22 protein-coding genes are annotated in these 26,469 nt (G+C 41.6%); 4 read left to right on the top strand and 18 right to left on the bottom strand.

The genetic code is table 11. The features are described 5' to 3' along the window. Window positions 1-190: 190 nt before the first annotated feature. The 3 genes from D3P96_RS02155 to D3P96_RS02145 form a co-directional block, all read right to left on the bottom strand. Window positions 191-1,492, bottom strand: coding sequence for a 2-hydroxycarboxylate transporter family protein (locus D3P96_RS02155; protein ID WP_244919046.1), 1,302 nt, complete (start codon window positions 1,490-1,492; stop codon window positions 191-193). 183 nt (window positions 1,493-1,675) lie between these two features. Beyond that, complete coding sequence (locus D3P96_RS02150; protein WP_124942751.1) at window positions 1,676-3,082, bottom strand: C69 family dipeptidase; 1,407 nt, start codon at window positions 3,080-3,082, stop codon at window positions 1,676-1,678. 114 nt (window positions 3,083-3,196) lie between these two features. Continuing rightward, window positions 3,197-4,339, bottom strand: a complete 1,143-nt coding sequence (locus tag D3P96_RS02145) for a YhgE/Pip domain-containing protein (protein ID WP_185696058.1) — start codon at window positions 4,337-4,339, stop codon at window positions 3,197-3,199. Between the two features lie 120 nt (window positions 4,340-4,459). On the opposite strand from D3P96_RS02145, the gene D3P96_RS02140 reads away from it, so the two are divergent. Further along, the gene (locus D3P96_RS02140) at window positions 4,460-5,056 is read left to right on the top strand and encodes a TetR/AcrR family transcriptional regulator (RefSeq protein ID WP_124942749.1); all 597 of its coding nucleotides are present in this window, start codon (window positions 4,460-4,462) and stop codon (window positions 5,054-5,056) included. A 37-nt stretch (window positions 5,057-5,093) separates the two neighbouring features. Here the strand turns inward: D3P96_RS02140 and D3P96_RS02135 are convergent, their stop codons facing one another. From D3P96_RS02135 to D3P96_RS02120, 4 genes are all read right to left on the bottom strand, one after another. Then, on the bottom strand, window positions 5,094-5,975 hold the full coding sequence (locus tag D3P96_RS02135) for a phosphate ABC transporter substrate-binding protein (RefSeq protein ID WP_124942748.1): 882 nt from the start codon (window positions 5,973-5,975) through the stop codon (window positions 5,094-5,096). 252 nt (window positions 5,976-6,227) lie between these two features. Then, on the bottom strand, window positions 6,228-9,089 hold the full coding sequence (locus D3P96_RS02130; protein WP_124942747.1) for a YfhO family protein: 2,862 nt from the start codon (window positions 9,087-9,089) through the stop codon (window positions 6,228-6,230). A gap of 149 nt (window positions 9,090-9,238) precedes the next feature. Continuing rightward, the gene (locus tag D3P96_RS02125) at window positions 9,239-9,994 is read right to left on the bottom strand and encodes a tyrosine-protein phosphatase (protein WP_124942746.1); all 756 of its coding nucleotides are present in this window, start codon (window positions 9,992-9,994) and stop codon (window positions 9,239-9,241) included. Further along, window positions 9,991-10,749, bottom strand: coding sequence for a hypothetical protein (locus tag D3P96_RS02120; RefSeq protein ID WP_124942745.1), 759 nt, complete (start codon window positions 10,747-10,749; stop codon window positions 9,991-9,993). Before D3P96_RS02120 ends, D3P96_RS02125 begins: the two co-directional genes overlap by 4 nt. A gap of 277 nt (window positions 10,750-11,026) precedes the next feature. Here D3P96_RS02120 and D3P96_RS02115 point away from each other — a divergent pair, with 277 nt between their 5' ends. Beyond that, on the top strand, window positions 11,027-12,883 hold the full coding sequence (locus D3P96_RS02115; RefSeq protein WP_124942744.1) for a KxYKxGKxW signal peptide domain-containing protein: 1,857 nt from the start codon (window positions 11,027-11,029) through the stop codon (window positions 12,881-12,883). A gap of 99 nt (window positions 12,884-12,982) precedes the next feature. Here D3P96_RS02115 and D3P96_RS02110 read toward each other — a convergent pair whose 3' ends face one another. The 10 genes from D3P96_RS02110 to D3P96_RS02065 form a co-directional block, all read right to left on the bottom strand. Next, entirely contained in the window at window positions 12,983-14,599 is a 1,617-nt protein-coding gene (locus D3P96_RS02110; RefSeq protein WP_124942743.1) for an Nramp family divalent metal transporter, read from the bottom strand. A gap of 291 nt (window positions 14,600-14,890) precedes the next feature. After that, entirely contained in the window at window positions 14,891-16,228 is a 1,338-nt protein-coding gene (locus tag D3P96_RS02105) for a dihydrolipoyl dehydrogenase family protein (RefSeq protein ID WP_124942742.1), read from the bottom strand. A gap of 317 nt (window positions 16,229-16,545) precedes the next feature. Continuing rightward, the gene (locus D3P96_RS02100; protein WP_124942741.1) at window positions 16,546-17,418 is read right to left on the bottom strand and encodes a GNAT family N-acetyltransferase; all 873 of its coding nucleotides are present in this window, start codon (window positions 17,416-17,418) and stop codon (window positions 16,546-16,548) included. A gap of 66 nt (window positions 17,419-17,484) precedes the next feature. Further along, entirely contained in the window at window positions 17,485-18,231 is a 747-nt protein-coding gene (locus D3P96_RS02095) for a hypothetical protein (protein WP_124942740.1), read from the bottom strand. Beyond that, on the bottom strand, window positions 18,224-18,616 hold the full coding sequence (locus tag D3P96_RS02090) for a DUF805 domain-containing protein (protein WP_124942739.1): 393 nt from the start codon (window positions 18,614-18,616) through the stop codon (window positions 18,224-18,226). The genes D3P96_RS02095 and D3P96_RS02090 overlap by 8 nt, the downstream gene beginning before the upstream one ends. Window positions 18,617-18,619: 3 nt before the next feature. Further along, window positions 18,620-19,030 carry a DUF805 domain-containing protein gene (locus tag D3P96_RS02085; RefSeq protein WP_124942738.1) on the bottom strand — a complete coding sequence of 137 codons (411 nt, stop codon included), beginning with the start codon at window positions 19,028-19,030 and terminating at the stop codon, window positions 18,620-18,622. A 137-nt stretch (window positions 19,031-19,167) separates the two neighbouring features. Next, window positions 19,168-20,193 (bottom strand): alcohol dehydrogenase catalytic domain-containing protein, encoded by a 1,026-nt coding sequence (locus tag D3P96_RS02080; RefSeq protein ID WP_124942737.1) that lies wholly within the window; start codon window positions 20,191-20,193, stop codon window positions 19,168-19,170. After that, window positions 20,186-20,893, bottom strand: a complete 708-nt coding sequence (locus D3P96_RS02075) for an IspD/TarI family cytidylyltransferase (protein WP_124942736.1) — start codon at window positions 20,891-20,893, stop codon at window positions 20,186-20,188. The genes D3P96_RS02080 and D3P96_RS02075 overlap by 8 nt, the downstream gene beginning before the upstream one ends. Then, window positions 20,893-21,693: a LicD family protein gene (locus D3P96_RS02070; protein WP_185696057.1), complete on the bottom strand. Its 801-nt coding sequence runs from the start codon at window positions 21,691-21,693 to the stop codon at window positions 20,893-20,895. The genes D3P96_RS02075 and D3P96_RS02070 overlap by 1 nt, the downstream gene beginning before the upstream one ends. A gap of 117 nt (window positions 21,694-21,810) precedes the next feature. Next, on the bottom strand, window positions 21,811-22,326 hold the full coding sequence (locus tag D3P96_RS02065; protein WP_124942734.1) for a DUF1836 domain-containing protein: 516 nt from the start codon (window positions 22,324-22,326) through the stop codon (window positions 21,811-21,813). Between the two features lie 144 nt (window positions 22,327-22,470). Here D3P96_RS02065 and D3P96_RS02060 point away from each other — a divergent pair, with 144 nt between their 5' ends. Together D3P96_RS02060 and D3P96_RS02055 are read left to right on the top strand one after the other, a co-directional pair. Then, entirely contained in the window at window positions 22,471-23,214 is a 744-nt protein-coding gene (locus D3P96_RS02060) for a threonine/serine ThrE exporter family protein (RefSeq protein ID WP_124942733.1), read from the top strand. After that, complete coding sequence (locus tag D3P96_RS02055; RefSeq protein WP_124942732.1) at window positions 23,214-23,651, top strand: threonine/serine exporter family protein; 438 nt, start codon at window positions 23,214-23,216, stop codon at window positions 23,649-23,651. Before D3P96_RS02060 ends, D3P96_RS02055 begins: the two co-directional genes overlap by 1 nt. 29 nt (window positions 23,652-23,680) lie before the next feature. Here the strand turns inward: D3P96_RS02055 and D3P96_RS02050 are convergent, their stop codons facing one another. Beyond that, the gene (locus D3P96_RS02050) at window positions 23,681-26,359 is read right to left on the bottom strand and encodes a phage tail tip lysozyme (protein ID WP_124942731.1); all 2,679 of its coding nucleotides are present in this window, start codon (window positions 26,357-26,359) and stop codon (window positions 23,681-23,683) included. Window positions 26,360-26,469 lie beyond the last annotated feature (110 nt).

Here is a 26,469-nt window from a genome sequence, read left to right as displayed (position 1 = left end):
CCACTGCGCGGGGTTCACCGTAGCTGTCTTATCTTACAAAACAAATACCCACACCGGATTGATGACGTTGTTTAGATGAGGCCGCATTAATCGCCCCGCACCCTTTTATCTGCCTAGCCCCCATGCAAAGCACAAAAAAACCTATGCGTTAATGTCATAACGCATAGGTTTAATGTTTTTTTGAATATGATTAGTGGAAGAATGAAATATAGAATCCAGCGATAACCAACATAATGGCTCCACCAAGACGATTTCCCATTTGTGCGAAACCAATCAAGTTCATACGATCTGAAGCGGCAAGGACGGCAACGTTTCCGGCACCACCCATACTGTTGTTACAGAATCCAGCAGTAATGGCAGATTCAATTGGGTACAATCCGAACCAGTATCCAATGATTCCGGCAGCCAAACCAATTGTGGCAACACTAATCAAAACAAGCAATACGAATGTAAGGTTCAATGAGTGTGCAAGCACGCTTAAGTTCAATAGTGACAAACCAACACCAGCCAATAGAGCGTGGGTCATATTGGTTGTGACGGTTTGTCCGAACAATACGGCTGAGTTTTCATAGTATTCTGGAAGAATACCAAGGGCCTTAACAGCAATAACCGTCAAGATAATGAAAGCGTATGTGTTAATCTTTGGGAAGACTGCATTCAAACCAGTTCCAATCATGTAGAATGACATCGCCATGATTAACCCAACACCAAGTTGCTTCATGTTGCTGAAGTCCAACTTTTTCTTCTCACCAGCTTGTGCGTCATTTTCATCACGCATCATCTTACCGTGACCATTCCACTTACTGTTAACCATTGTCTTTGAGACAACACCAGCAGCGATAATCGCAACAACGTTACCAAGCACAGTGGCTGGGAACAATTGTGATAGGTAAGTTCCGGCTGAACCACCTAGCCCGTGGGCATAGATACTTGACAATGGGACGATTCCAGCCCCAACACCACCAGCCATGATTGGGAAGGCAACGTACATAACTGAATGTACGAATCCATTTCCCATTAGCATTCCGGCAAATCCAACAACAAACCAACAAACGGCCATTGATAGGAAAGCAACTGGGATGAAACGTACGGCTGCTTTTAGCAACATCTTACGATCCATCGCCAAAATTGAACTGGTAATAAGTGAAACAATGAAGAAATCAATGAATCCCATATTACTTGTAAAGTTTCCAGCAGTCTTAACAACACTAGCTGGAACGATACCCGTCGTTGCAAGGATGGCAGCGGCAAACATCGTGAATACGGCTCCACCACCTAAGTAAGTCTTAAAGACTGGTAGGTTAGCTCCTAAGTAATAGAAAATATCCCCCATCAAGACGAGGACAAAAATGGCACCTAACATATTGTCAGGCAAGACGCCCATGTTAATGATAATCACTAACAAGATCGCCATAATCGCATATGCAACTAAACCAATTCCATCAATTTTGATGTTATCTAGTTTAGACATAACAGATTTAACGTTATTCATGATCTGATACCCTTTCCTAATAAATAATTTCTTAACATCTCTAAGTATAGGATTTATTTCACAAATTACAAGTGAATTTTTGTATTTTTTCAAAAAAATCCTGATTTCAGTTCTTTTTTTAAATTTTTGAAAGTACGTTCAAAAAAAAGCTAGGTTGGAGGGTTCCAACACTAGCTTTCGCGTTTAATCATTTAAATTGTAACGTAGCGTCATATTAGCTGACCCTAGATTAACCATTTCACCAAGTAACTTTGTTTGACGTTTCAAAGCTTCATCAGCAAGGTCTTGGTTCGCCTTAGTCAAGATTTCAGCAACATCCCCGCCTGCTGTGACAGCTGCATCAGCCTGACGTTGGATACTGCGGTAAGCAGACATCGCTTCTAATTCATACGTATTGCGTAAATCAACGTAGAGGTCATAGTTGGTATCACCCAACAGCGCCGTCGTACAGCTTAACCAATACATGTTGTTCAAATCGAAGGTCGCACTTGCATCACGGAAGGCGGCTGGTGTGTCGGTGACATTTGCATAGAATGGCACTACCGTATTAAAGGTATTAGCTCCAAAGGCTAGCCAGTGAACACCAGCAATCGCATCAGGCACACCATTCCGAATTTGCAAGATATGAACGTTGTGATTACGATTCAACCCAATTGAACGGAACAGTTTGCGGTCACTCTCACTACCATTACCATATGGATCATATTTTGTGTTTTCGTAATGGGCACTCAAGACAAACTTCACATCTTCAACACTAATCTTACGGTCGGCATGCATGATGAAAGGCAAATCTTGGTCTTGTGGTTCACGTTCTTCTGATGGTGTGAAATAACGTTGACCATACCAAACACGTGGGTTGTTGTAGACTGTATCCTTAATTGATGCTGATCCGAAAACGTGACGTAAATTGTAGCCCTCAAAATCAGGATTTAAATCATTATCGTCAATGAGCGTCTTCAAATCAGCAGAAGCCAAGGTATCACTGGCGTTAAAATCAAAGTCATCAATACTCATTCGGTTTGCTGCAACCACGTACGCATCATCCGGAATCCGAACCGCAGCCCAGTGATGACCACCAATGGTCTCTAACCACCAAACTTCTTGCCCATCTGAGAAAGCAATTCCGTTTGGTTCATATGTGCCATATGTCTCAAGCAATTGCCCTAAGCGTTCAACCCCTTCACGTGCAGAGTGAATGTATGGCAAAACCAATGTCACGATATCTTCTTCGCCAATACCACCATCGACAAATGGATCAATGGCTTGAATTCGTGGATTAGTCGTAATCGTTTCAGTTGCTGTCATCGCAACATTTTCAGCATTAATTCCAGCCGCTGGCCAGATGCCGTCAGTCAACACTGCATTGGGCATTGACGTATAACGCATTGGATTATCCGGTAAATCAACAGATACTTGGCTCAATACCGACGTATAGTGGCGCGGTTGTTGGTCTGGGTTCACAACGGTAAATTGTTGTGGATCTAAGGCCTCGTGCCCATCATCATTTCGTGCAATCAAGGTTGATCCATCGATTGAGGCATTTTTTCCAACTAATACCGTTGTACATGAACCATGAATTCTATCTGTCATCTTCCTTACCATCCTTTTGTTTTGATTAATTCAAGTATAGTCCTTTTTTAGCAAAGCTCCAACCAACAAAAAACGATTAAAAGTCAGTTAGACTCTCAATCGTCTCTCTCGATTTTATTTCGTGCTACGACGCTTAGTTAACCACCAATCTTTACTGATTGATAGGAAAATCAAACCTAAACCAACTGCACCTACCACAACTAATTTAAATGTGTTTGTATTAAATAGGTTAGCTTGATAATATACAATACTTTTTGCGCCGTCCAGCAAAAAACGAATTGGGAGCCAAGGCAATAACCAATCATGATATACAGCCGGAATCATCTCAGGAGCAAGTTGCATCAATGGTGCTGAGAAAAGCATGAGCAATGCGATAATTGGTAGCGCAGCAAATCCAAGCCACATTTCTAAACCAAACATGATAAACATGAACGCACCTGCTGCAATCATGCTAAATATTGCGATTTTCCCAAAATCATCGTAGGTATAATTTAAAATGTGCGTTACAAGCCCTGTTGTTGCCACCCCCACAATGGCTGCCGTAACAGTTAGAAAACCAATTTGTCCCAGACGTAATTGCCAGAGCTGACGCTGCTGCTTGATTTTGACCGCTTTACCAGCCGTAAAGACTAGGAACGTTGCAAATAAACTGGCCATCCAAAGTGGTTGGAAATAAGCACTACTTGCTGAATTCTTTTCTTTGACGCTATGCTGAACGCTAACCTTTGGGACAATAGGATTTGTAAGTGCTTCTGTATTTACCATCTGAAGCGGCACCTGATTTTGTTGTAGCTGTTGTAACATGGTCAGCCCCATTCCAGCACTCATTTTTGTCACCATCCCCGTTAGCATCACTTGGACATTGTTTGCTAAAGTGGCATTCTTGGCTTGATTGATGAGCACCTCAACTTGAACAGGTTCACCCGTTTTAGAAACACCCCGCATTTTTTGCGTGAAGTCTTTTGGAATGACAATTGCTCCATAATACTTTTCTTGATTCATGGCCTGTTTAACAGCTTTTTCAGTTGGCTTATGAGTCCATTTAAGCGTCGTCGCTTGACTCCCTGTACCTATTTTTGTAATGTCCGTTAATTTATCTGCCACCTTTTGCCCCATTGGACCTTGATCTTCATTGACCATGACAATTGGAATGTTCTTAGCCACTGGTCGGGCTGTTGGAAATTGTGCCACTACCAAAATAAGGGCAAGGACCAATCCAACAATTAATGAGAAGATATAAAATTTATTTTTAAACATGCGTCCACTCCTTTTTTCGACACTCTGTCGCTTTATTAACCTCATTTATTGTATAATGTGGTTGAACAAAAAACGAGATACAAAACACGACGATGTGTCGCATTTCAAGAGGGAGCACCCATGCCAAGTCAAAAAGTTAAAAAAACACGCCAAAATTTACTTGATGCTTGTATTCAATTGTTGGCGCAACAAGATCTCAATCAAATCAGCGTCACTGATATCGTAGAACAGGCGCAAGTTCACCGCGCTACCTTCTATCGACATTTTGAAGATAAATATGATTTACTCAACCAGGCTGAAAATGAGATATTTGACGAAATGGCAACAGCTTTCAAGCAATACATTTCCGATGAACCAAATCTTAAAATTGATACGACCAGTTTCGCCGACTATCGCTTGGCGCTACTCAAAATATTCATGAAACATGCCCCTTTTATCAACGCAATGCTTGGCACAAATGGAGACTTAACATTCGAAAACAAACTGTATGATCGCATCTACCAATTAACGCAACTTGGGTTCCAAACACTTTACAATCTCCCACAATCCGAGGCGCCCAAAGCTGAATTCATCGGCCACTATGCGGCTTCAGCTGCCTTTGGTGTCGTCCGACAATGGCTAAAAAAACCGACTAGTACGCCAAATGAATTAGCACAACTACTGGATGAATTAACAATCAAAGGTATTGCTTCAACCCTTAATGAATTAACCCCATAAAAAAGCTCAGGTCGCAGTGCGCCTGAGCTTTTTTGTTTTACTTATCTAACTTTGTAACCTTATTCTTATCGTCTTTTTGAACCTTCATATCTGACATTGGAATGTAACCAAGCTTCTTGGTTGTCTTCTTCATATCATCTGACTTAACAAAGTCGATATACTTCTTTGTATCCTTGCTTGGGTTCTTAGTGGTGTACATGTGCTCGTAAGCCCAGATCTTCCACTTATTATCAGCGACGTTTTTGTCGGTTGGCTTAACCTTATCGACACTAATCGTCTTAATTTTACTTGCGGCATTCCCTTGCGTATATGAGAAGGCTAAGTATGAAATTGCCCCTGGTGTTTGTCCGACAATCTTTTGTACGGCACCATTATCATCTTGTTCTTGTGAAGTCTTCGCTGACTTACCGTCCAAGACATTTTGTTCGAAGGTAAACCGTGTTCCAGAACCTTGGGCACGGTTGACAAGGACAATCTTTTCGTCCTTACCGCCAACCTCCTTCCAGTTTGTAATTTTACCAGTGAAGATTTCTTTTAATTGCTTTGATGACAAGTTCTTAACTGAAACATCCTTGTTGACAACTGGTGCAATCCCAACTGCTGCAACTTGGTGATCTTGAAGCTTTGACGCATCAACACCCTTCTTTTGTGAAGCAAAGATATCAGAATTTCCGACATCAATTGATCCCTTACCAACTTGGCTAAGACCAGCACCTGAACCACCACCTTGCACGTTGACGCTGACACCACTGTTCTTTTCGCCAAACTTTTCACCAGCCTCTTGGGCTAATGGTTGCAAAGCAGTTGAACCAACTGCCATCACTTTACTATCAGCATTTGCCACTGTAGCACCACCAAGTAGTGTTGCTGCAGCCAAAACGCTCACACCAAGGGTTGTTTTAATTAATGTACTTTTCATGAAAGTATCTCCTTTTAAAATTAATGTTGAAAGCGATTGAAGTCATAAAGAATTGTTCATAGTAGTAGTAGTAGTAGTAGCATGTATTAGAAGTTTCAATCCCTTTCAACAAAACCTAGTATAGCGAACCAATGTACAAGCACCGTAAGTTTCGTGGGTTTTGTGTAAATAACACGTAAACAAATCATTTACAAAAATAAAAACCACTAAGCTAGCGTTCAACTTAGTGGTTTTATTTAGTAATCATTTCTATTAAATAAAGAAAAGAACAATTGAGAAAATGAGTAACAAAACAATCCCAACAACACTTAGAATAAGTCCCAAGTGGAGTCCTGGTGTTTGATACTTCAGATTCAAGTGATTTGTACCTGTCTTCAATTTAATCCCCACAAAACCATCATTCACATTGATAATGTCATTGTGATCTGATTGCCAACCCGTTGAATACGGAATTGACGTAACTAAGATTTGTGGTTTTTTCACGTTAACCGTACCCGTGATGGCATCACGCTTGATATCTAACGGAACGGCATTCGCTTGTGCTTGATGCGCAACGGCGTCAAAGCGTTGATCAACTGGAATCGTCTTAACATTAACGTCAAAGCTATAGGTACCAAGGGTATCAAAGCTAAACGGAATAAATTGTTGTTGTGATGTTCCCTTAGCTGGCCCCATATTTAAGGTTGCGTCTTTAGCTGGCGAATAGTAAGACAAGTTATTTTGGCCGCGTTGACCAAAAATACGTTCTGTTCGACCATACTTAGCCGTCACACGATAACCATCAACGAACTTACCAATGCTATTCGCATGATTTCTAAGCCAATTAAACTTAAACGCTTTGGTATTCGTTGTATAATCCGTCTTGCCATCAGCTTCCGCCGCTTGTCTTGTCTTACCCTTATAAGCGTTCGTGGCGTATGTTGCTTTTTGATAAAGCGAGAACGGCTTGAACTTCAGGTTCTTAACTTCAAGATGAACTTCGTTACCGGCTAAATCAGCATTTGCTGGCAAATAAATTCCGGTTGGCTCAGCACCATTCCTTGAGGTAAAACGATAGTGGACAGTTTGCGTCGCCTTGCCATCAGCCGACTTTTTAATCTTTACCGACTTAACTTGATTCGCAAATTGATTTGCTGTTGTGCTTTCAGGCAAGGCATTTGTGACCGCGCCTTGTGCAACATAGGCTTCCTTCTTTGTAGGGGAAGCTTGATTAAAAGTCTTTGTTGAAACAACTTGATCCGTCGTATAAGCAAGTGGATACACATCGTCACTCTTTGTAACCGTCTGATTATTAATCTTTTTGTCACTAATTGGCTTATATGTTGCCGGTGGATTTGCTCCACCATTATTGACAAACCAATACTTAATGCCCATGACATTAGAAATGACGGCGCGACGATCAAAGTTCCCGGTAATATCGTTATTACTGTTTCCAAGTAATTGAATATTATTAAATAACTTAGCTGGCGCCCCATTTTCATATGACCAGTATGTTTCGATGCTATGTGCTGAACCATTCATGGCTAAGTTAGCAGCTGGCGAAATCATCCCAGAAATATTTCCAAGTGGTGACTGAATATATGAGCGATTCAATGAAGCATTTTTTTGAAGTGAATCCGCTGTATCCAGTGTTGACCCGTCATCCGTGCGAACGGTCTCGCCCTTATTTTCATCAAAGTACTTTGATTGGTTGCCAATTAACTTCTCAACCTTTTTGGTTGGGAGCAAATTAGATTGGGTAGGATCAAGATCAATCGTTCGATTTTGTTGCATCACTGTGAGTGCATTAAACATCGCTAACAAAACGATGGCATACAACCCAGCTGGATGACGGCGTGTAACGTAAACTAAGACAAGCATTGCAAAGCCAATGAACAGCACCGTTGCATACTTTGAACCAAAATTGAAATTAAACGTGTAAAACAATGATAGGAACGCAACGCCAAAGAATCCAATTATCCAATAGAAGTCGCGGTTCGTCATTTGTTTTAGGTTATTCAATAGAATAGGTACCGTTAACGCCATTGGTAGCGTAAACATAAAGGTCCATCGGTTTGAAGGTGATGATGCCCCATTCATTACAGCAGCAAAAACTGGTGAAAGGAGCATAATCATGCTAATCACAAGCACACTGTTTAGAACTGGATATGTCTTAAACCGGCGTAACGTGTAAATGGCACCCATACTACACAAGACCGAAAACCCACCCGTTAACCAAAAACTAGATCCGGGTACATTCGTAATGAATGTGGCGGGTAGCTCAAGGTAATAGCTCAATGGGTACAAGAATAATCCGTTTGCAAAAACCGGATTGGTTCTGGCTGAGGTAAAGAGCCCCATTAATCCTGGCAAGAAGAGTGCCATTGGAATCAAAAGTGCAATAATCGTTGGAAGAATAATCTTCAACCAATATGTTAACTTCAACCATTGCTTATCAACCGTTGTTTTAACAACAAAGAAAATCAACGCTCCCAAAGCCATGATAAATGCAAAGTAGTAATTATTCCAAAGCGTCCAAGCAACCATAATAATAAAGTATAGATACTTTGACTTAGGTTTTTCCGGATTCAAAAGATTGTCAATGGCGACAATCAATAGTGGGAAAATAATTAATGGGTTTACAAAATAAGGATGTGAGAAAGCCGACAAAGCCATATATCCCGTAAAGACATAGGCAAGTGCTCCCGTGACATTAATCCAAGGATTCCGTGAATCTGTAAAATGATGTAGTGCAACTAAAAAAGCAATCCCTGCTAAGAAAATCCGCACAACAATCATGATATTGTAGTAAGCCATTAAATGCGCTTGGCTCACGAAGGCGACACCATATGTGAAAATATCACCTAGTGTATAGTAAGCAAACGTTTGATAGTAGTCTGCACCTATTCCCAACTGAAAATTCCATTGGGCCGGCCATTGACCAGTAGCTAATAAGTGCTTTAAATCATTTTGCCAGTGAACCAAAGCTGGCACGTGTTGCGAAATACTATCAGCTTGCCAAACAAAACTCGTTCCAGTTAAGAAATATGGTCCAAAAAGCAAGCCTAAGACGACTAAGAATACGGCCAAGTACACAAGTAAGTTGCGACTCCACCAATTTTTACCTTTAAACATACCGACTCCTAATTATTGTAAAATTTATCTCATTATATCATTAATGCGCCCAGCCTCTTAGGTAAATCCCCTAGTAGCCTGTCTTCTTTACAATTTCTTTCAAAACGTCATGCAAAATTCACTTCAATTAAGCAAATTCGCGTATGTAACTAAACAACAAACCTTCTTTGAAAGTGTTGTACATAGTCTTCAGGTAAATGTAATCCTTGCGTTAAATAGTTGTCAAAACTTCCAAACTTTGTACGCATAACTGCTACAGCATGTTCAAGGTAACGTGCATCGACTTCAAGTAGTGTCTGCAGCCCAGCGAGATCCTGCTCAGCTACGTTTAGATGTGACTTAATCGCTTCCATCGTCTCTTGATTTGCTTGTTTACGCATTTCATTCGTGCGTAAATAATCATCCATAATTTGTTGATGGTCAATTCCCGCCATTTTCAAAATAACTGCAGCGGCAAAGCCAGTTCGATCTTTTCCAGCAAAACAATGGAAAATCAGCGGGGTATCATCATTTAAAATAGCCATGAAAAATTCATGGTATCGTGCTTGCGCCTCCGAATCCAGGACCAAATCTGAATAGGTTTCCATCATAAAATTAAAGCTATTTTTAGCGTTTTTTAGCATCATGTCAAAACTTGGCACGCCACTACCAGCACCTAAAATATCGATGTGTTGATACTCTGCCCCCGGAATGGTGACATCTGGATTGGCGGCAATTTCAGCATCACTTCTAAAATCATAGATATGCTGAATATGCTTATCTTGTTGCAACGCCTTAATTTGCGTTTGGTCAAGTCGATCTAGTTGGGCACTGCGATAAAAAATCCCCGGCTTTAAGGTTCCAGCCTCACCAGTTTTGCCCCCAATATCACGAAAGTTAACAATGTCTAACGTATCTGCGTTCATTTTGGTTTCTCCGATTGCTTGCCCGTTTCCGTTTGTGCTTGTTGCGCTGCAAGATTATCCGCTAAGAGATTCGCCAATCGTTGCCCCATTGGTTTAAAAGTAACATACGTAATCACCCCGGATGTCACGCCACCAACAAGCGGCACAGCTTTGGTCATGGTTTGCCCTAGGGTTTGGTGGCTGATTTTATGCCCTACCGTACTCCCGACTTTTTTCATCATCGGATGTTTAACACCTTCTAAAACCGCTTTACCGGCAATTTTATTTCCAATTGGCTCCGCCATTTTTTGTGATCCTAAGTAAATCAGTGATGTCGCACCCGAAACACCAAACATCGCACCTAAGAGGCCAAGCAATCGACCACGTTCGACCTCACTTAAATGACTTTTCGGGTTAAATAGATCATCTTCACCAAAAAGGTACGCTAATTGTTGTGCCATGCGTAAGGCTAATCCAAAGTACTGCGCAATATCAGCGGCCCCAGTGCCGAGCATAATCAGTGGATTACTAGGCAGACCGGCCAAGACAGAAGCAGAAGCAGCTTTGGTCACATTATCTTTAATTAAAAGATCCGCCCTATCTCGCAACTCATTTGCAGAGTAGTATGCCTGTGGACCATTTTTTAGAATCCCCTTTAAGTTTTCATCATCCTTGAATTGTGTTTTCAAAAAGTTTTTGCGATTCACACGGACCATGGGCAACTTAATCAACCCATCAATTGTTCGGTTCGCTAATGTATATTTATCTTTTGGCATTTGTGCCTCCCATAAACAAATTTATTACCTATATCATACGTGATTTTGGGTTAAATTGACCATAAAACGTCAGCGATTTGGTGAAACCTTCCATTAATATTGATGATTTAAATACATTGTTAAATGTGACAGCACGGATAGCGTCGCACTTTAAGCTTTGTTTAAGCTAGAGTGAATCTAAATTAAGTCCCAAAAAGTAGAGACTTATACCAATTTTTTTGTTAAAATAAATGACATATATTGAATTGTGTCTATTTTTCATTTGGAGGGAATTATAATGAACGAGTCAAAAGAACACGTTAAGATGTTTAAGTCTGGAAAGCTTTGGGTTTCAGCATTGGTTGGAACACTTTTTTCAACAGCCTTAGTTGGTGCTAACGCAACCAACGCCCACGCCGATGACGTGGACACGACTGCGCCTGCCCAAGGAACAGTCCAACAAGGTTCAACCACAACAACCAATAATACGGTTACCCTTTCAGCTGGATCAACAACAGATGCAACTGCACCAGTTTCAGCAAGCACTTCAGTTGCTACGTCAGCATCAACAACAGATGCAACAAGTGCTTCTGCTTCTCAATCAGTTAGTGCTTCTGCCGCTGCTTCACAAAGTACCACCTCAGCATCAACCACTGCGGTTTCAACTAGCGCAGCTACTTCAACAAGCACAGCGACGTCACTAGTAAGCGGTCAAGTTAAGGTACTAGCAACCAGTACTGCTGCTTCAACTGATAAGTACGCAGATGGTACATACCCACTTGATACCTCAAATTCATATAAGAAGAAGGGAACCACTGAACCATCTACAATGCAAAATTACATGGGCGATAAGAGCTCTGTAACCATTAAGGGTAACCAAGCTATTCTGACCCTATCTGCCGCAAGTCCTGAAGATGCTGACATGATTAACTCATTTACAATTAATGGTGTTACTGGGACGCGTCAAGGTGATAATTTTGTATTTAACTTAACAACTGACCAACTGGATAATGTACTTAATGGTCATCTTTCAATTACTTACACGATTGGAACGAAAACCATAACTGAAACTCCAGATGTTGATATCTTACTCGATATGAGTAGCGTCCTCACACCGCAACAATCACTATCTAATTCTCAATCTGCTTCAATCTCACAATCACAAGCAGATTCTATTGCAGCTTCTCAATCAACTGCAGCTTCTCAATCAATTGCAGACTCAATTGCAAATTCACAATCGATGGCAGCTTCTCAATCTGCTGCAGCTTCTCAATCAATTGCTGATTCAGTTCGTGCATCAATGTCAGTTGCTGATTCGGCCTCAATTTCAGCTTCAGCCTCTCAACGTCAAACTGACGAAGCAAAAAAGGGTCCTATCGCCAATGGCTCATATGACACAACAGCTAATTATTACAAGCCAGGTACCCACATTCTTTCACCTGGTATGAACAGTAACCTTCTGACTGGTGTAAAAATCACGGTAAATGGTAATCAATCTCAAGTAATTATATCTGCCACTGATGAAATGTCTGCCTCATTAATTAAGGAATTTTCAATCGGCGGAGTTGAAGGTACACTCAATAGTGATGGAAAATCTTGGACATTTAACATTCCAACAAGTGATCTTTCTCGTACGCTAGCCGGAAAAGTCCTTATTGTGTTCGGGACAACAAAGATGCCTCAATCATTCGATGTTGAATTTAACACCGCTGACTTGCCTCGAGTAAAGGCACCAGAATCTCAAACACCTGATTCACAGTCACAAGGTTCCCAATCTCAAGACTCACAATCAGCTGGATCACAATCTCAAGAAGCATCACAAAGCGGACAAGCCCAAAATCCTGAAAGCGATGCTAAGCCAGCGCAACCAACGCAACCTGAATCAGGATCACAAGCTCCTTCAGTTTCAGAACAAAGTGGTAGCATGACTGAACAAACACCTGTTGCCCCTGAAGCAAATGTTAATAACAGCGTCTCAGAAGCTGCGACAAGCATGCCAACAGCAACACCGGTTGTTTCTACACAAGCAGAGCAAAACACACCAGCAGCAAAGACATTGCCAAATACAGGTAGTGATCAAGAAGCTGCCCTTACTGGTCTTGGTGTTCTTATCGGAACCCTTGGTCTTGGTGGTATCTTAAAGAAGCGTCACTAATCTGACGGCTAAAAAAGGAATCAGCCTATGCTGGTTCTTTTTTTATGTGCTTTTTTTCATAAAAAAACACGCACCGTTAAGTGCGCGTTAATTCATAAATTACTTTTGTGTTGATTCAGCTGCATTAGCTTCAGCAAGTTGTGCTGCGTAACGACGGTTTCCACGATACAATTCGTAAATCGTCCAAGCAAGCAATGCCAAAACTAAGATGGTTGCAACCGCAGCAATGATGTTGGCATCAGTGATTTGGTTACCAGTTAGGTTGTCACCGAAGAAGGCGGCAATTGAACCAGCTTTACCGAACAATCCGTACAAGTTCAAGATTGTTAGGGCCAAAACTGAAATCCAACCTAAGATACGAATAATAATCGTATTCTTGAAACGATCTCCCATTTCAACGCTACTGTCTGTCATCATCAACAATGGCAACATTGAGAATGGCAAGGCGAAGGCCAAGAACACTTGTGAGTTATTCATCAACGTGTTCAACGCTTCGTGTTGTTGTAGTTCAGGTTGGTTCGCAGTCATCAAGACACACATCACAACCGGCACAACCGCAAGCAAACGCGTGATTAGACGACGTGCCCACATTGGCATGCGCATGTGGATGAATCCCTCCATGATAACTTGTCCTGTCAATGTACCAGTAATGGTAGAGTTCTGACCAGAAGCCAACAAAGCCACGGCGAACAATACTGACAGCGCACCGGATTTGGCAACGCTAATCAAAACTGGGTTACTTAACATTGAGCTATCTGACAAAGCGTGGTACAAACCGAAGAATGATGGATCTTGAACCGCACCACTCTTGAACACAGCCACACCCATGATAAGCAAAAGGGCGTTAACGAAGAAAGCTGCTGTCAATGAGATGTTTGAGTCCCAAGTGCTAAAACGCACTGTTTGTGCAACTGATTCTTCATCATTGTGGTCAATCTTACGTGTTTGTGAGATGGCTGAGTGCAAGTACAAGTTGTGGGGCATCACTGTGGCTCCGATGATTCCCAATGAACCACTCAAGGCTGTCATACCGTTAACTTCCTTCGTTGAGAAAGCTTCAGTTGATGGTACCAAACCACCAATCACGGCTCCCCAATTAGGGTCTGACAATGCGACTTCATAAATGAAGACGAACAAGATCACCAAAATCAAGGCGACAACAATTGCTTCAATCTTTCGGAATCCGACTTTTGTTAATAATAGCAAAACGAATACATCCAAAACGGTAATGAATACCGCGACAATTAATGGAATTCCAAACAAAAGATACAGGGCAATCGCCGCTCCAATAACTTCGGCAATATCTGTGGCCATAATGGCTAACTCGGTCAAGATCCAGAGGATAACCCCTAAGGTTTTACTTGTCCGGGCGCGAATCGCTTGCGCCAAATCCATCTGTGTCACAATACCCAGTTTAGCTGCCATGTATTGCAAAAGCATCGCAATTAAACTTGATAGTAAGATAACAGACATCAATAGATAACCGAAGTTTTGACCACCGGTAATTGACGTTGACCAGTTACCTGGATCCATGTAACCCACTGAAACGAGGGCTCCCGGACCAGAATAACGGAGTAGGGTCTTAAAGAAACCAGCATCTGATTCCTTTGGCACTGGAATTGAACCGTTCAATTCCTCAAGCGACTTCCCGTTCGCATATTGAATCAATTTGAACTTCTTTGGCTCTTCCGTGCCGTTGTTTACTTCTTCACTCATAAAAATCCACCTTTCCGCATATTTAGTTGTATGAGTGCAAGGAACCTGTCGGTATGTACCTTAAGGATTCCTTTAGCCAAAGTACATTCTACGCCCCTACTTTGAAGATTGCAAACATTAATATTATCATTTGACCAAAATAGTATTTATTTTATCCACAAATATATTTTTACATATTCAATAAAAAAATTACGCAAAATTTATGTTCATCACCGTGTGTCGATATTCTTTAACCAGCATGAACTTACTTTGGGCTGAAATAAAAAACAGAGCCAAGGCTCTGTGGTCATTTTATTCATATAAGTATGATAAATCACTGGCGACACTTGGATACACTGGAATCCACTTTTTGAGATCGTCCGTCGTATGCTTTTGCGCAATCATTTCAGTGAAGTAGTTAATGAGTTCTTCAGCATCAGTTGCCAGAACAACCGCACCCACAATAACACCATCGGCTTGGTTAGTAATCACCGATACTTGTGCCGTCTTATCTTGAATCCGGTTGTACGTGTACCAACTCCCCAACGTTTGCGTCACGACCTTATATTGGTCAGGCGCAGCTTTTGCCTGTTCGAGACTAACCCCGACTTGAGATAATTCTGGCCCCGCAAAGACTGTGTGTGGTGTCGGCGGATATACAATGCTGTCTGTGGTTTTACCAGTCAGCACATCAACGACATATTGTCCTTCAAATCCCGCAATTGGTGTTAGCTTCGGTGCAGGACTCGCCGAAACATCCCCAACGGCATAGATATTCTCCGCCGTCGTTTGCAGATGGTCATTCACTTGAATACCACCATGTACTGCCATTTCAATGCCAGCCTCCGGTAAGTCTAAGTCAGCCACATTCGCCGGACGTCCCATTGCACTATAGACATGGTCAAATCCTGCCACTTGTTCATCTGCGGTGGTCACACGCAACTGTTCGGCTTCGTCAACTGCTTGAACTTCGGCGTTCCAATGGAAGACTACCCCCTTTTTTTGCAAGTTATCCGCCACAATATCGCTATAGGCACGAGGGAACCCGCTCAACATATGATCGTTGTGTTGGAAAATATGCACTTCAACCCCAGCAGTGACCGCAATATTCGCTAATTCAACGGCAACGAAACCAGCCCCAATCAATGCAATTTTCTTTGGTTGCGTCATTTGATGAAAGAAATCATCACTGGTTTCCATCAAATCTTGACCAGGCACGTCCGGACGCGCTGCTTTGGCGCCAGTTGCAATGACAATCTTATCGGCGGAAATTTCTTCACCATCCAAGTCTAAGGCGTGCGCACCTAAAAACTTAACAGTTGCGCGATTATGATGAATATTCGCAGCGCGGAGGCCAGCTTCAGTTCCTGCTGGAACACCATCGGTGTAACTTTTAGCAAATCCCAGCATCGCTGTCCAATCGATTGACGGAGATTGAGGCAAGCCAACCTTCTGATATAAATCAGCTTGACGCTTCGCTTCAACGACACCGTACAACATCTTTTTAGGATCACAACCACGGTTGGGACAAGTACCACCCCATAAATCGTTTTCAACAATTAAAATACGTTTGTCATTGGCTAAACCATAGGCAACTTGTTGCCCTGCTGGACCGCCACCGATGATCACCACGTCATAGTCATATTGCATACGTCAACCTCCATTTTTTTACTTGCTCTTAGCCTAAACGTTTCCGTCACATAAGTCAAAATTTGATCAAAAGAAAGACGCCTAGTATTGGGAGTACTAGACGTCATAGACTTACATACATTTATTTTTAGGAGTAGGAGTAGTTTATGAATAAGTTAGTTTTCGTATGTAAGCCCTTCGTACACAATAGTTTAAAACTGTCATGAGTGTGATCAAGACAATTTAGTTTATTGATAGGGTCATTGCTAACCCTATGACCTTATTATGCCGTTAGAGTTATAAAAGAAAGTTAAATAGACCAGAAACGAACCTTAAATTTAAAAATTTTTCGATTTTAACGTCACGATTTGCGTCTCATCTTGAAAACCAACCCGTTCATACAAACGATGCGCGGCTTGATTATCTCCTTCTACACCAGTCACCACACGCTGCCACCCCTGGGCCTGTACCTGAGCAATAGCCTCAGTTATCAAAAATTGGCCATAGCCCCGATTGCGGTACGCCGCATCAACAAATACACCAAAGATATACGCAAACTGATCAATATCAATTGCACAATATCCCACCGGTACTCCTGATACTTCTAACACATAACTAGCAATCGTCGGATCACGCAAGCTCTCCATGAGATAGCGCTGGGCGCTTTCAGATGATGCCTCACCGAAAGCTTCATTATAGCTTGGGACCAATGCTGGAACGTCAGCGGTTTGCATGGACCGCACCATTGCCGTTTCGGGCTTTGTCATCGGTGTTAATTTTGCCAGATGCATCTGATATTCAACATCTGTTACTTGCATCTGCCACTTTGTGACAAAAGTTGGATTGGCATCTAAAAAGACTTGCTCCGTAATGTAATTAATCGATTTGTATCCAAAATCATCTAAAATCGCCCGGGCCCGATTGAGCATCATGCGTCCAATCCCTTGGTTACGTTGTGCGGGCGATACATTCACAATTAAGTCGACCTCACCGCCTTGTGGGGCTTCATCGGCATAAATCATCGTAAAACCTGCTAACTGCGACGCACTATCATAAACCAAGATAAAGGTTGGCATTCCAGGAAAATAATTATATTGATTACTAAGATACGGCTCTTTAAACGTACGATCAACGTGATGTACTTGATGCATCAACGCATGCACTTGTTTCACTTCATGTGCAGTGAGTTTATTCTGAGTTGTCATCCACATCTTGCATTTCCTCGCTTTTTGATGAGTATAACAAAAAAGACCACCAGTGGCAGTCTTTTCATCAAACTATTTTTCAACATGCTTGGCAAATGAAACATTGTCAGGCTTGCTTCCAGTATACGTATGTCCAATATTGCTTAATGTAGCAATATTCTTGGCAACGCTCGCCTTGTCTTGACGACTCTCAACTGAAATCATGTGCAGATTACCATATTGGTCACGGGTGAAGACAAATGAGATATATTCCTTCACTTGACCCTTCTTAGCATCTGCTGAATCACTGTAACCAGCAACAACAACGAAGTCCTTGTTGATTTGCTTAGCAGTCATATTTGAAAGCTGAGGCAATTGTTGCAACATTTGACCCGCAAAGGTACCAACATCATGTCCAACCATTTGGACGTTTTGTGAATTGGCCGCATACTTGGTATCAGCGATAAAGATTTGAGGTCCCTTCAACGCATAAGTCTGCGTAAATTGACCCGTTTGTGCCAAACCATTATTCACCTGACCAGCAACAACATCTGAACGCTTGCCAAAATCAGTTACTTGGAAGTATCCACCCTTGTTATTACCAACCCAAGTCTTTGATTGCTTACCTAGCTTTTGAATCTCAGCAGCTTCATTCTGGCCAGCCTTACGGACTCCTGGTGCCAATGTATCAGTAATTTGCTTAGTTGAGGCCACATTTACGGGCTCTACTTGCAAGAAACTTTCAATCGCCTTCGTTTGCGTTGATGCCATGAAACCAGCACCAGCCGCCAAAATGAGGGAGATTAAGACAACTAAACTAATACGCATCTTTTTAGTCATTTTGTACCTCCACTGGACGACGGATCAATTGGCAAAATAGCACGGCGGTACCGATAAATGGCAAAAGCATCCAAAAGAAATTGTAGAATGAAACGTGGGCATCACGGAAACGACGCGTCATGGCTGCAATGTTGATGACTAAAACATTCAAGTAAACAAACACATAAATGGCAACAATAATGCCGACCCAAATTGGTAGTGACTTACCCGCATCAACGACAAGTTGTGGCGCATAAATTGCCAAGAAATACGCAATCGGAATCGTCACCATTGAAATGAAAACCATCAATAACAATTGTCCGATAAAGAAACCGCTTCGGCTAAGCCGACCACTGAAGGCATATAGACCATCAGTTTGGTTTAAATACTGTTTTAAATACTCCATGAGTTAATCCTCCGTTGTATCTGTGACAACCGTGAATTGGTCCTCTTTAATGAATTCCCATAGCAAAATCATTGGTCCAATGAATGGAATCAAAATGAAAAATAGGAAGTACTTTGATACACCGGCAGATCCAAGACGACGAGCCATCGCAGCCAATGCTTGGATAAACAATCCGATAAAGATAATCAAAAAGATTACGGCAACAATCGCAAAGACTGATTGCATTGCCATACCGCTAATTGAAACCAGGAACAAACCTAGGTAAAAGAGTGGCGTCATAATCAATGACACCAAAACGATCCAAGCTAGTCCACCGATAAAGAAACTTTTACGATCAAGTGTGCCTTTAAATTGGAATAACTTCCCAAATTTAAAACCATTACTTTCATTTAAGTACGCGAGTAAATATTCCATATATTAAGTCTTCCTCTATTCAAAAATTTATAGTTGCTTTTCATTATAGCCTTTTTACCATAACATTTCATCCCCACTGTATACTTTCAATATCAGCTGAACCTTAAAAGCCCACATGCGCGCATGTGGGCTTTTGATTACATATTCCACTTCATGACCGTTTTTCCCCAACTCATGTTGAGATCTTCGTCAAAAGCTTCAGTAATATCCGTAATTTTATTTATTGGCTTAATATTTTGAACAAGCAAACCAAGTCGATCTTGAACGGCTTCATTGTCAGTCAACAAATGAATGGCATGTTCAAAATCCGAACGCGTTGAACGGGTGGTCCCCACAAGGTCTAAGCCCTTTTCAAGGACCATGCGCGTGTTAATCGCCACCTTGTCTTCTGAAACTCCTGAAAGGACAAGGGCTCCACGTGGATTTAAATGTGCAATAATTTGATCAATGGCGGATTCAGAACCCATACCACCGACAGCTTCAATCGCTTGGTCAAACATATAGTCTTCTGGCACTTCATCAATTAACATCGTTTCAGCAAAACTGATGTAGTCCAGTTTTTCAGAATGCTTTCCCAAAACCACAATTTCAGCATCAGGGAATTCTTCCTTCGCAACCACAGCCGTAATGTAGGCCACGTTGCCATCCCCCCAGATACCAATGCGACGATCACGCGGAATCATTGATTCCTTCAAACGGCGCACAGCTTGAATGGCCACGGTAATGACTTCGATAAAAGCGTCCATGTCCCCTTGCGCGCCTTGTGGAATTTCAACCAAATTTTCAGGTTTGATAAAAACATATTCACGCATGAAACCGTCAGTCGTTGATGAACTAAACGTTGAAGATTTAAGGTAATTTTCTGAAACTAATTCGTCGTAACCATGAGGATTGGTTGGGACCATTGCCACATGGGTTCCTGAGGCAAAAGTCCCCGTATTATCGCGGACGACCACGCCAACCGCTTCATGAATCAGCGCCATTGGTAAACGTTCTGCTAAAACTTTTTTATCACGGGTTCCCGTGTAGTAGCGTTCGTCGGCTCGACAAATTGACATTAAGGTCGGACGGACAATCACACTTTGTGGATCCGCTGAATCCACGGTGGTTGTTACCTGCTCAATCTGGCGCACACCAGTTAAGCGATAGACATTATTAAACATCACTATCCTCTTTCGCAATAGCATTTGCAATTCGCAAATCGTATGGACGTGTAATCTTCATGTTGCTTTCTTCACCGTCGGCAACACCCACTTGATAACCAGCCAAAAGCATAACCTTAGCTGAATCACTCAATTCACGTTGCTCTTCTTCTGACATTTGTAAATATTGTTCTTGGAATGCATTCACATTAATCGTTTGTGGTGTTTGTCCTTGATACATATATGAACGTACTGGAATTTCTACCACCTCACCATCAACGACACGTACGATTGTATCAGTCGCACCAATGGCTGTATCGACAGCTTTGTACTTTTCAGACAAACGAATATTATCCATAATAATGCGACGTGTCACAAACGGACGGACAGCATCGTGCATGACTAATACATCATCATCATGCTTACCAAAGTTTTCTTGAATATAGTTAATAGCATTCATGACCGTATCATTACGCTCAGATCCACCTTCAATGACGACAATGCGGTCATCATCAATATACTTAGCAATCAAATCCTTGGCATATTGAACCCATTGTGGGTGAATTGACACGATAATCTTGTCAAATTCAGAAATCAAGATGAACTTTTCCAAGGTGTGGATGATAATTGGGCGGTCAACTAACGTTAAAAATTGCTTTGGACGCTCTGTGTGTCCCATACGACTTCCAATACCACCAGCCATTACTTGTGCATATATCATTAATTCTTCTCCTTTAGATAAAAGCTTCCATGTTTATCGATATTCTTTACTGGTTGACGCCAATTACCAAAGAATTGCGTCAAATACTGATCAGCAGCATTTGGTTGCCAGACTGGCATCCCTTCAAAAGTGACTTGATGGGCATTTTGCCACATCGAAACTGGAAAGATTTCTTTAGGTCCATACATTCCATTCAGAACACCTGCTTGGGTTGGATGTTGGGTACCTTGCGCAAACTTGCGTGCCATTTTACTTTGTAATCGAGCGACACGATGTGCTGATAAATGCGGGAATACCGCTTTCAAACAGCGTTTCAAACCGACAAGTTTTGCATCAGCTGGATATCGACCTGTTGAACGACCCACGTTTCGTAAAATGTTTAGTCCCTTTTGCTTAACAAAAAAACATTTTAATTGCCATGGCTTCTTATTAAAGGCATCAATCGGAAAAATATCAATAAAAATACCATGAGTCTGCTCATAATAATCCGATTCAGCTTGCGTTTGTCGATCAACAACCCGTAAATAAGGCACTAGATTTTGCGGATTAGTCTCTGTCAGTAACTCAAATCGTGGGTTACTTGGCTGATAAGTTGCCATAAAGCGATCATAGTCTTTACGAGCAAAGCCAACGTCGACATCATCATCCCATGGAATCAATGCACCATCTCGAACACTTCCCAGTAACGTGCCACCTAATAAAAACAGCTTTAGATCATGGGTGTTTGCGAAAGTCGCCACATCGTTTAGCATTGCGCGCATCACGTCATGGACAGTTTCTGTTGTTAAGCGTTCTACCATGGTTCTTGGCTCCTTAGTCATTTGTCTGACTGTTGCTTTAGCAACCCGTCTCCTTATTATACCAGTTGCTTGAACCCCTTCCAAATAAAACGTGTGGGCTTACCGACTGCCTGGTCTCTAATCTTCGGTACCAATCAAATTTGCAATTAATTGTTTACTATACAAACTCGTTGAAATCGCCATTGTAACCAATTCTTCTAATTGCGCATCTGGGGTTGGTTCGACCATTTCTCCAGCTCCTGGTTGGAAATGTTCGACAAAGTGTAGGGCTTTCTCTTGCTTTTCACAAAAGTCATCATAAAATGCCTTAATCGATTGATGCGCTAACGCTTCGTTCAAAACACTTTTAATTTCACTCAAGGTAAACGTTTGCTTCATCAATGTAATCACAATTAAAAACACAAGATGTTGACGTGAATATTTCTTTTTTACAGGTGCTGGCATCAAATCCTGTTTAACATAGTTGTTCAGCATCGATGCCGTCAAAATTTTCTTTTCATCAGCTGGGGTGATTGGGGCTAAGTAGCCATTAATGAGTTCAATCACTTGATCTAAATATAAATCAATGCCAGGCAACATCTCCCATCGGGGCAATTGAAAATCATCCCAATTCTTTAACTGTGTATTTGTCATATAATCCCTTTCGTTAGCTAGTCTTCATAACTAGATATTACCTGATTGACGTTGGAAACTCAATTTTTTAACGAACACCGCTTAAATCAGGTTATAATACACTTATTGTTAATTGCTAACTCCTCATAGAAATGGATATCAATTATGCCAACTGAAAAAGAACTCTTAGCCACATGTAGTCAGGTCGGTAACCTTCTACTAAATAGTGGCGCCGAAACGTTTCGCATCGAAAATACCATTGAACATATTGGGAAAGCTGCTCAGACACCGATTGTCTGTTATTCCACCCTTACCGCTATTTTCATCACAATTAATGAATCAACCGACACCCTATTCATTAAACCTAAAATGGGTGGTTATGATTTAAAAAAAGTTGATGCCATCAATCAACTTTCCCGGGATTTCACCCAACAAAAGATTAATTTCAATCAATTTAACCAGGCCATCAAAAATCTAGATCAGACCGTCACACAGACGCCCTTTACATTACAAGTATTCGGAGCTGGCCTCGTTTCAATGGCACCCATGCTTGTTTTTAAGGCAACTTGGACGGATCTCTTTTTGAGTTTCTTCGTGGGACTCACGGCATTTATTTTCAGTAAAAAAATTACAAGCTACTATGATTTCCCGTATATTTCTGAAGTCATTGGTGGCTTTACCATTGGACTGCTTGCGAGTCTCCTGGTGAAATTTAATCTGGGTGATAATCTGTATAACATTATTATTAGTTCCCTGATGCCCCTTGTTCCCGGTGTTGCTATTACCAATGCCATCCGTGAAATTATTGCTAAAGAAATTATTTCTGGAATCGTGCGGATGACATACGCGTTTTTCGTCGCTGGCGCCATTGCCTTTGGTGTGATTTTAGCAATCGAGGTATGTCACTAATGCAAGCACTCATTAAACTAGTCGTTGAAACTGGATTTGGTTTCATTTCTTCGTTTGGGTTTGGTTTATTAACCAACATCCCGCGTCGTGCATTATTACCTGCCGGCATCACTGGGGCTGTCTCTTGGATGGCTTATTGTATCTTTGGGTTATATTCCCAACATATTGTGTGGCAGAATCTAATTGCCACAATTGTCATTGGTTACTTAGGCAACGTATTTGCACAAAAGTATCAAACACCGGTAACCATGATTTATATCCCCAGTCTCGTTTCACTCGTGCCAGGAGGCATGGCAGCCATGGGTATGAAAAATCTCACATTAGGCAATCAACAAGCAGGATCAGAAATCATCTCTGTCTTGCTCGTAGCCACCGCCTTAGCCGTTGGTTTCATTGTTGGCGAAATACTATTCAAATTAACATTCCCAAAGCACTAAAAAAGCCTCGTCAAAAGACGAGGCCTTTTTTAGATACGCTTACCACGACCGTTAGCATCGAAACGATACATAACACCGTTAACCTTTAAGGTTTTGTTTTGAACACGTGCATGATTAACATAGTATTCAATATAACCCTTACCTAAGTTCCGAACACCATTAATGGCATCCCCTTCACGATTAAAGTAATAGACAACACCCTTTACATTGACATACCCATTACGTACTTGTAGGCCAGTCTTTGGTGAGTAATATTCTAAGCCATTCTTACCATAACGACGTAGGCCAGTCACACCATAACCCTTGTTATCGAGGAATACATACGTGTTTCCTTGCTTAACATAGCCAGGTGTCGTACGACGGGTATAGTTTGATGGGTTGTAAAATTCAATTTTACCATTTCGATTAACCGTTCCTGAAACGGCATCCCCATTACCACCAAAGTAATAGCTTTGCTTACCAATGGTAATTGCCTTATTCCGCGCTTGAATGTGTGTTTTAGGATCGTAATACTCTAACTTATTCTTACCATACTTACGAAGACCCGTGACAGCATCTCCATTAGCATTAAAGTAGTACAAATTCTTACCAGATTGCACATAATTATTACGTTGTTGGATATGGGTTGTTGGATTGTAGTATTCCAAACCGTTCTTACCATATTTACGGAAACCACTTACGGCATCTCCTTCACCGTTAAAGTAATAAAAATTCTTGCCCGATTGCACATAATTATTACGTTGTTGGATATGGGTCGTTGGATTGTAGTATTCCAAACCGTTCTTACCATATTTACGGAAACCACTTACGGCATCCCCTTCACCATTAAAGTAATAAACATTTTTACCTGATTGGACATAATTATTACGGGTTTGAATTTGTGTTGTTGGATTGTAATACTCCAAACCATTCTTACCATATTTACGGAAACCATTAACGGCATCTCCTTCACCATTGAAGTAATAGAAGTTGTTGCCTACCTTGGCATAGTTATTGCGCGTTTGTAAACGAGTTGTTGGGTTATAGTATTCCAACCCAGACTTACTGTAACGACGTAATCCAGAAATTGCTTGTCCATTACCATCCATGTAGTAATATGTTTGACCTGTTTGCACGTAGGTGTTTGCAACACGCTTATGATTTTGGGCATAGTACTCTACTGAATTTTTACCAAACTTACGGAAACCAGTGATGGCATCTCCCTCACCGTTGAAATAATAAACGGCGGTTCCGATACGAACCTGTTGATTACGAACTTGAGCCTTTGTGGTTGGGTTGTAGTACTCAAGACCATTTTGACCATAAGAGCGCAATCCACTGACCTTAGTCCCATTATTGTAATAGTAGAGGTTTGACCCCTCCCATACATAACCATTCTTGGCTTGTGGATTTGGGGTAGGCTTTGGCGTTGGCTGATTGTTGTTGCCAGACAAATTAATGGTACCAAGATAGTTATACCAGTACATCGCAATATTACCACGCTCAGGTTGGTTACTATCATACGGGCGTTCATAGTTAGCCAAGAAAACGATTGCCAGCGTGTACGCCGAGGCGTTACTCTTCATATATTGTGCTGCCGTCATACTGCTTGTATATGATGGATAGAATTGAATGCCATTTGTCATTTCATATTGAATACGTGCGGCTTGACCAGTCAATGTACGGTAGTTTAATCCATTGGCATTACACCAATTAATTAACTTACTTGCTGGCGTCCATTGTACTAAGCCATAGCCACCCCCTCCTCCAATTTCAGTGATATCAGGTAACAAATAACTTTCAACTGTCATATTTCCAAGCATTCCAGCAATGGCACTACGTGTCCATCCGCGGGCTGAGAAATAACGGTACAAGAATTCCGCGTTTGCCTTTTGCGTTGCTGAATAATTGTAGTTTTGTGCTGCTTTAACTGGCTTAGCCTTGGCAGTCAAAACAGTGGTTGGTTTGACTGCCTGCTTTGGCGTGGCAACTGCTTTGTTACCCACCTTTGGCGCTACCACTTTAGGGGCCATTTGTTTGTCTGAAACTGATTTTTCAGTTGGCACCGTCTTTTTGTTTTGATCAGATTGATCATTCGTTGTTTTATTTGATGTATCCTTTGAATCTTGAGTAGGTGCATCACTCGTTGACTTGTTTGTGCCATCTTTTTGATCAGGGGTTACGTCGGTCTTTGGTGCTGTAACTTCTGCTTTAGGTGCTACTTCTGGCGTCACTTGATCAGTCTTAGGTGTCGTGATTGTTACATCATCATGATGCTCTTGGTCAACTGGCACTTGCGGCGTCTTATCCTGTGCATCGCTTCCATTCACTTCAGGGGTTTCCACCACTTGGTCAGGTGCAGCGGTAGTTTCATTTTGTGTGACTTCGGATTGCTGGTTTGTTGGCGTTGCTACTTCAGCCACTGTTTGCTTCTCATCCGCAATTGCTGTCTTTTCAGCCTCACTAACTGGTGCCGTTGTATCCGTATCCATTTGTACATTTGTTGGATTCGTGTTCATTGCTGCAGAAATTTGCGCTTGTACATCCGCAGCTGATGGTGCCTTAACCGTCTTTTGCTGATCAGAAGCTTGTGTAACTTGGCTATCAGTCGCAGCATCAGCGTGTGCCTGCGTACTTGTTCCACCAAGGAGGGCACCGGTTGCACCTAATGCAGTAACCGCTGAGCTGACCCAGAACTTTCCACTCTTATACATTTTCATACGTGTCATAAATCAATCCTCTGATAATCTTGTTTAACATAACTGTTTTGGGTTATTTTTTAAATTCTTTACATTTCTTTAATTTCATAAACTTTTCTTAACATTCTTAATTTTACCGT

It is taken from the genome of Weissella viridescens (assembly GCF_003862435.1).
GTDB lineage: Bacteria > Bacillota > Bacilli > Lactobacillales > Lactobacillaceae > Weissella > Weissella viridescens_A.
The sequence above is the reverse complement of the archived record's forward strand: the minus strand, read 5'-3'. Positions and strand labels throughout refer to the sequence as shown.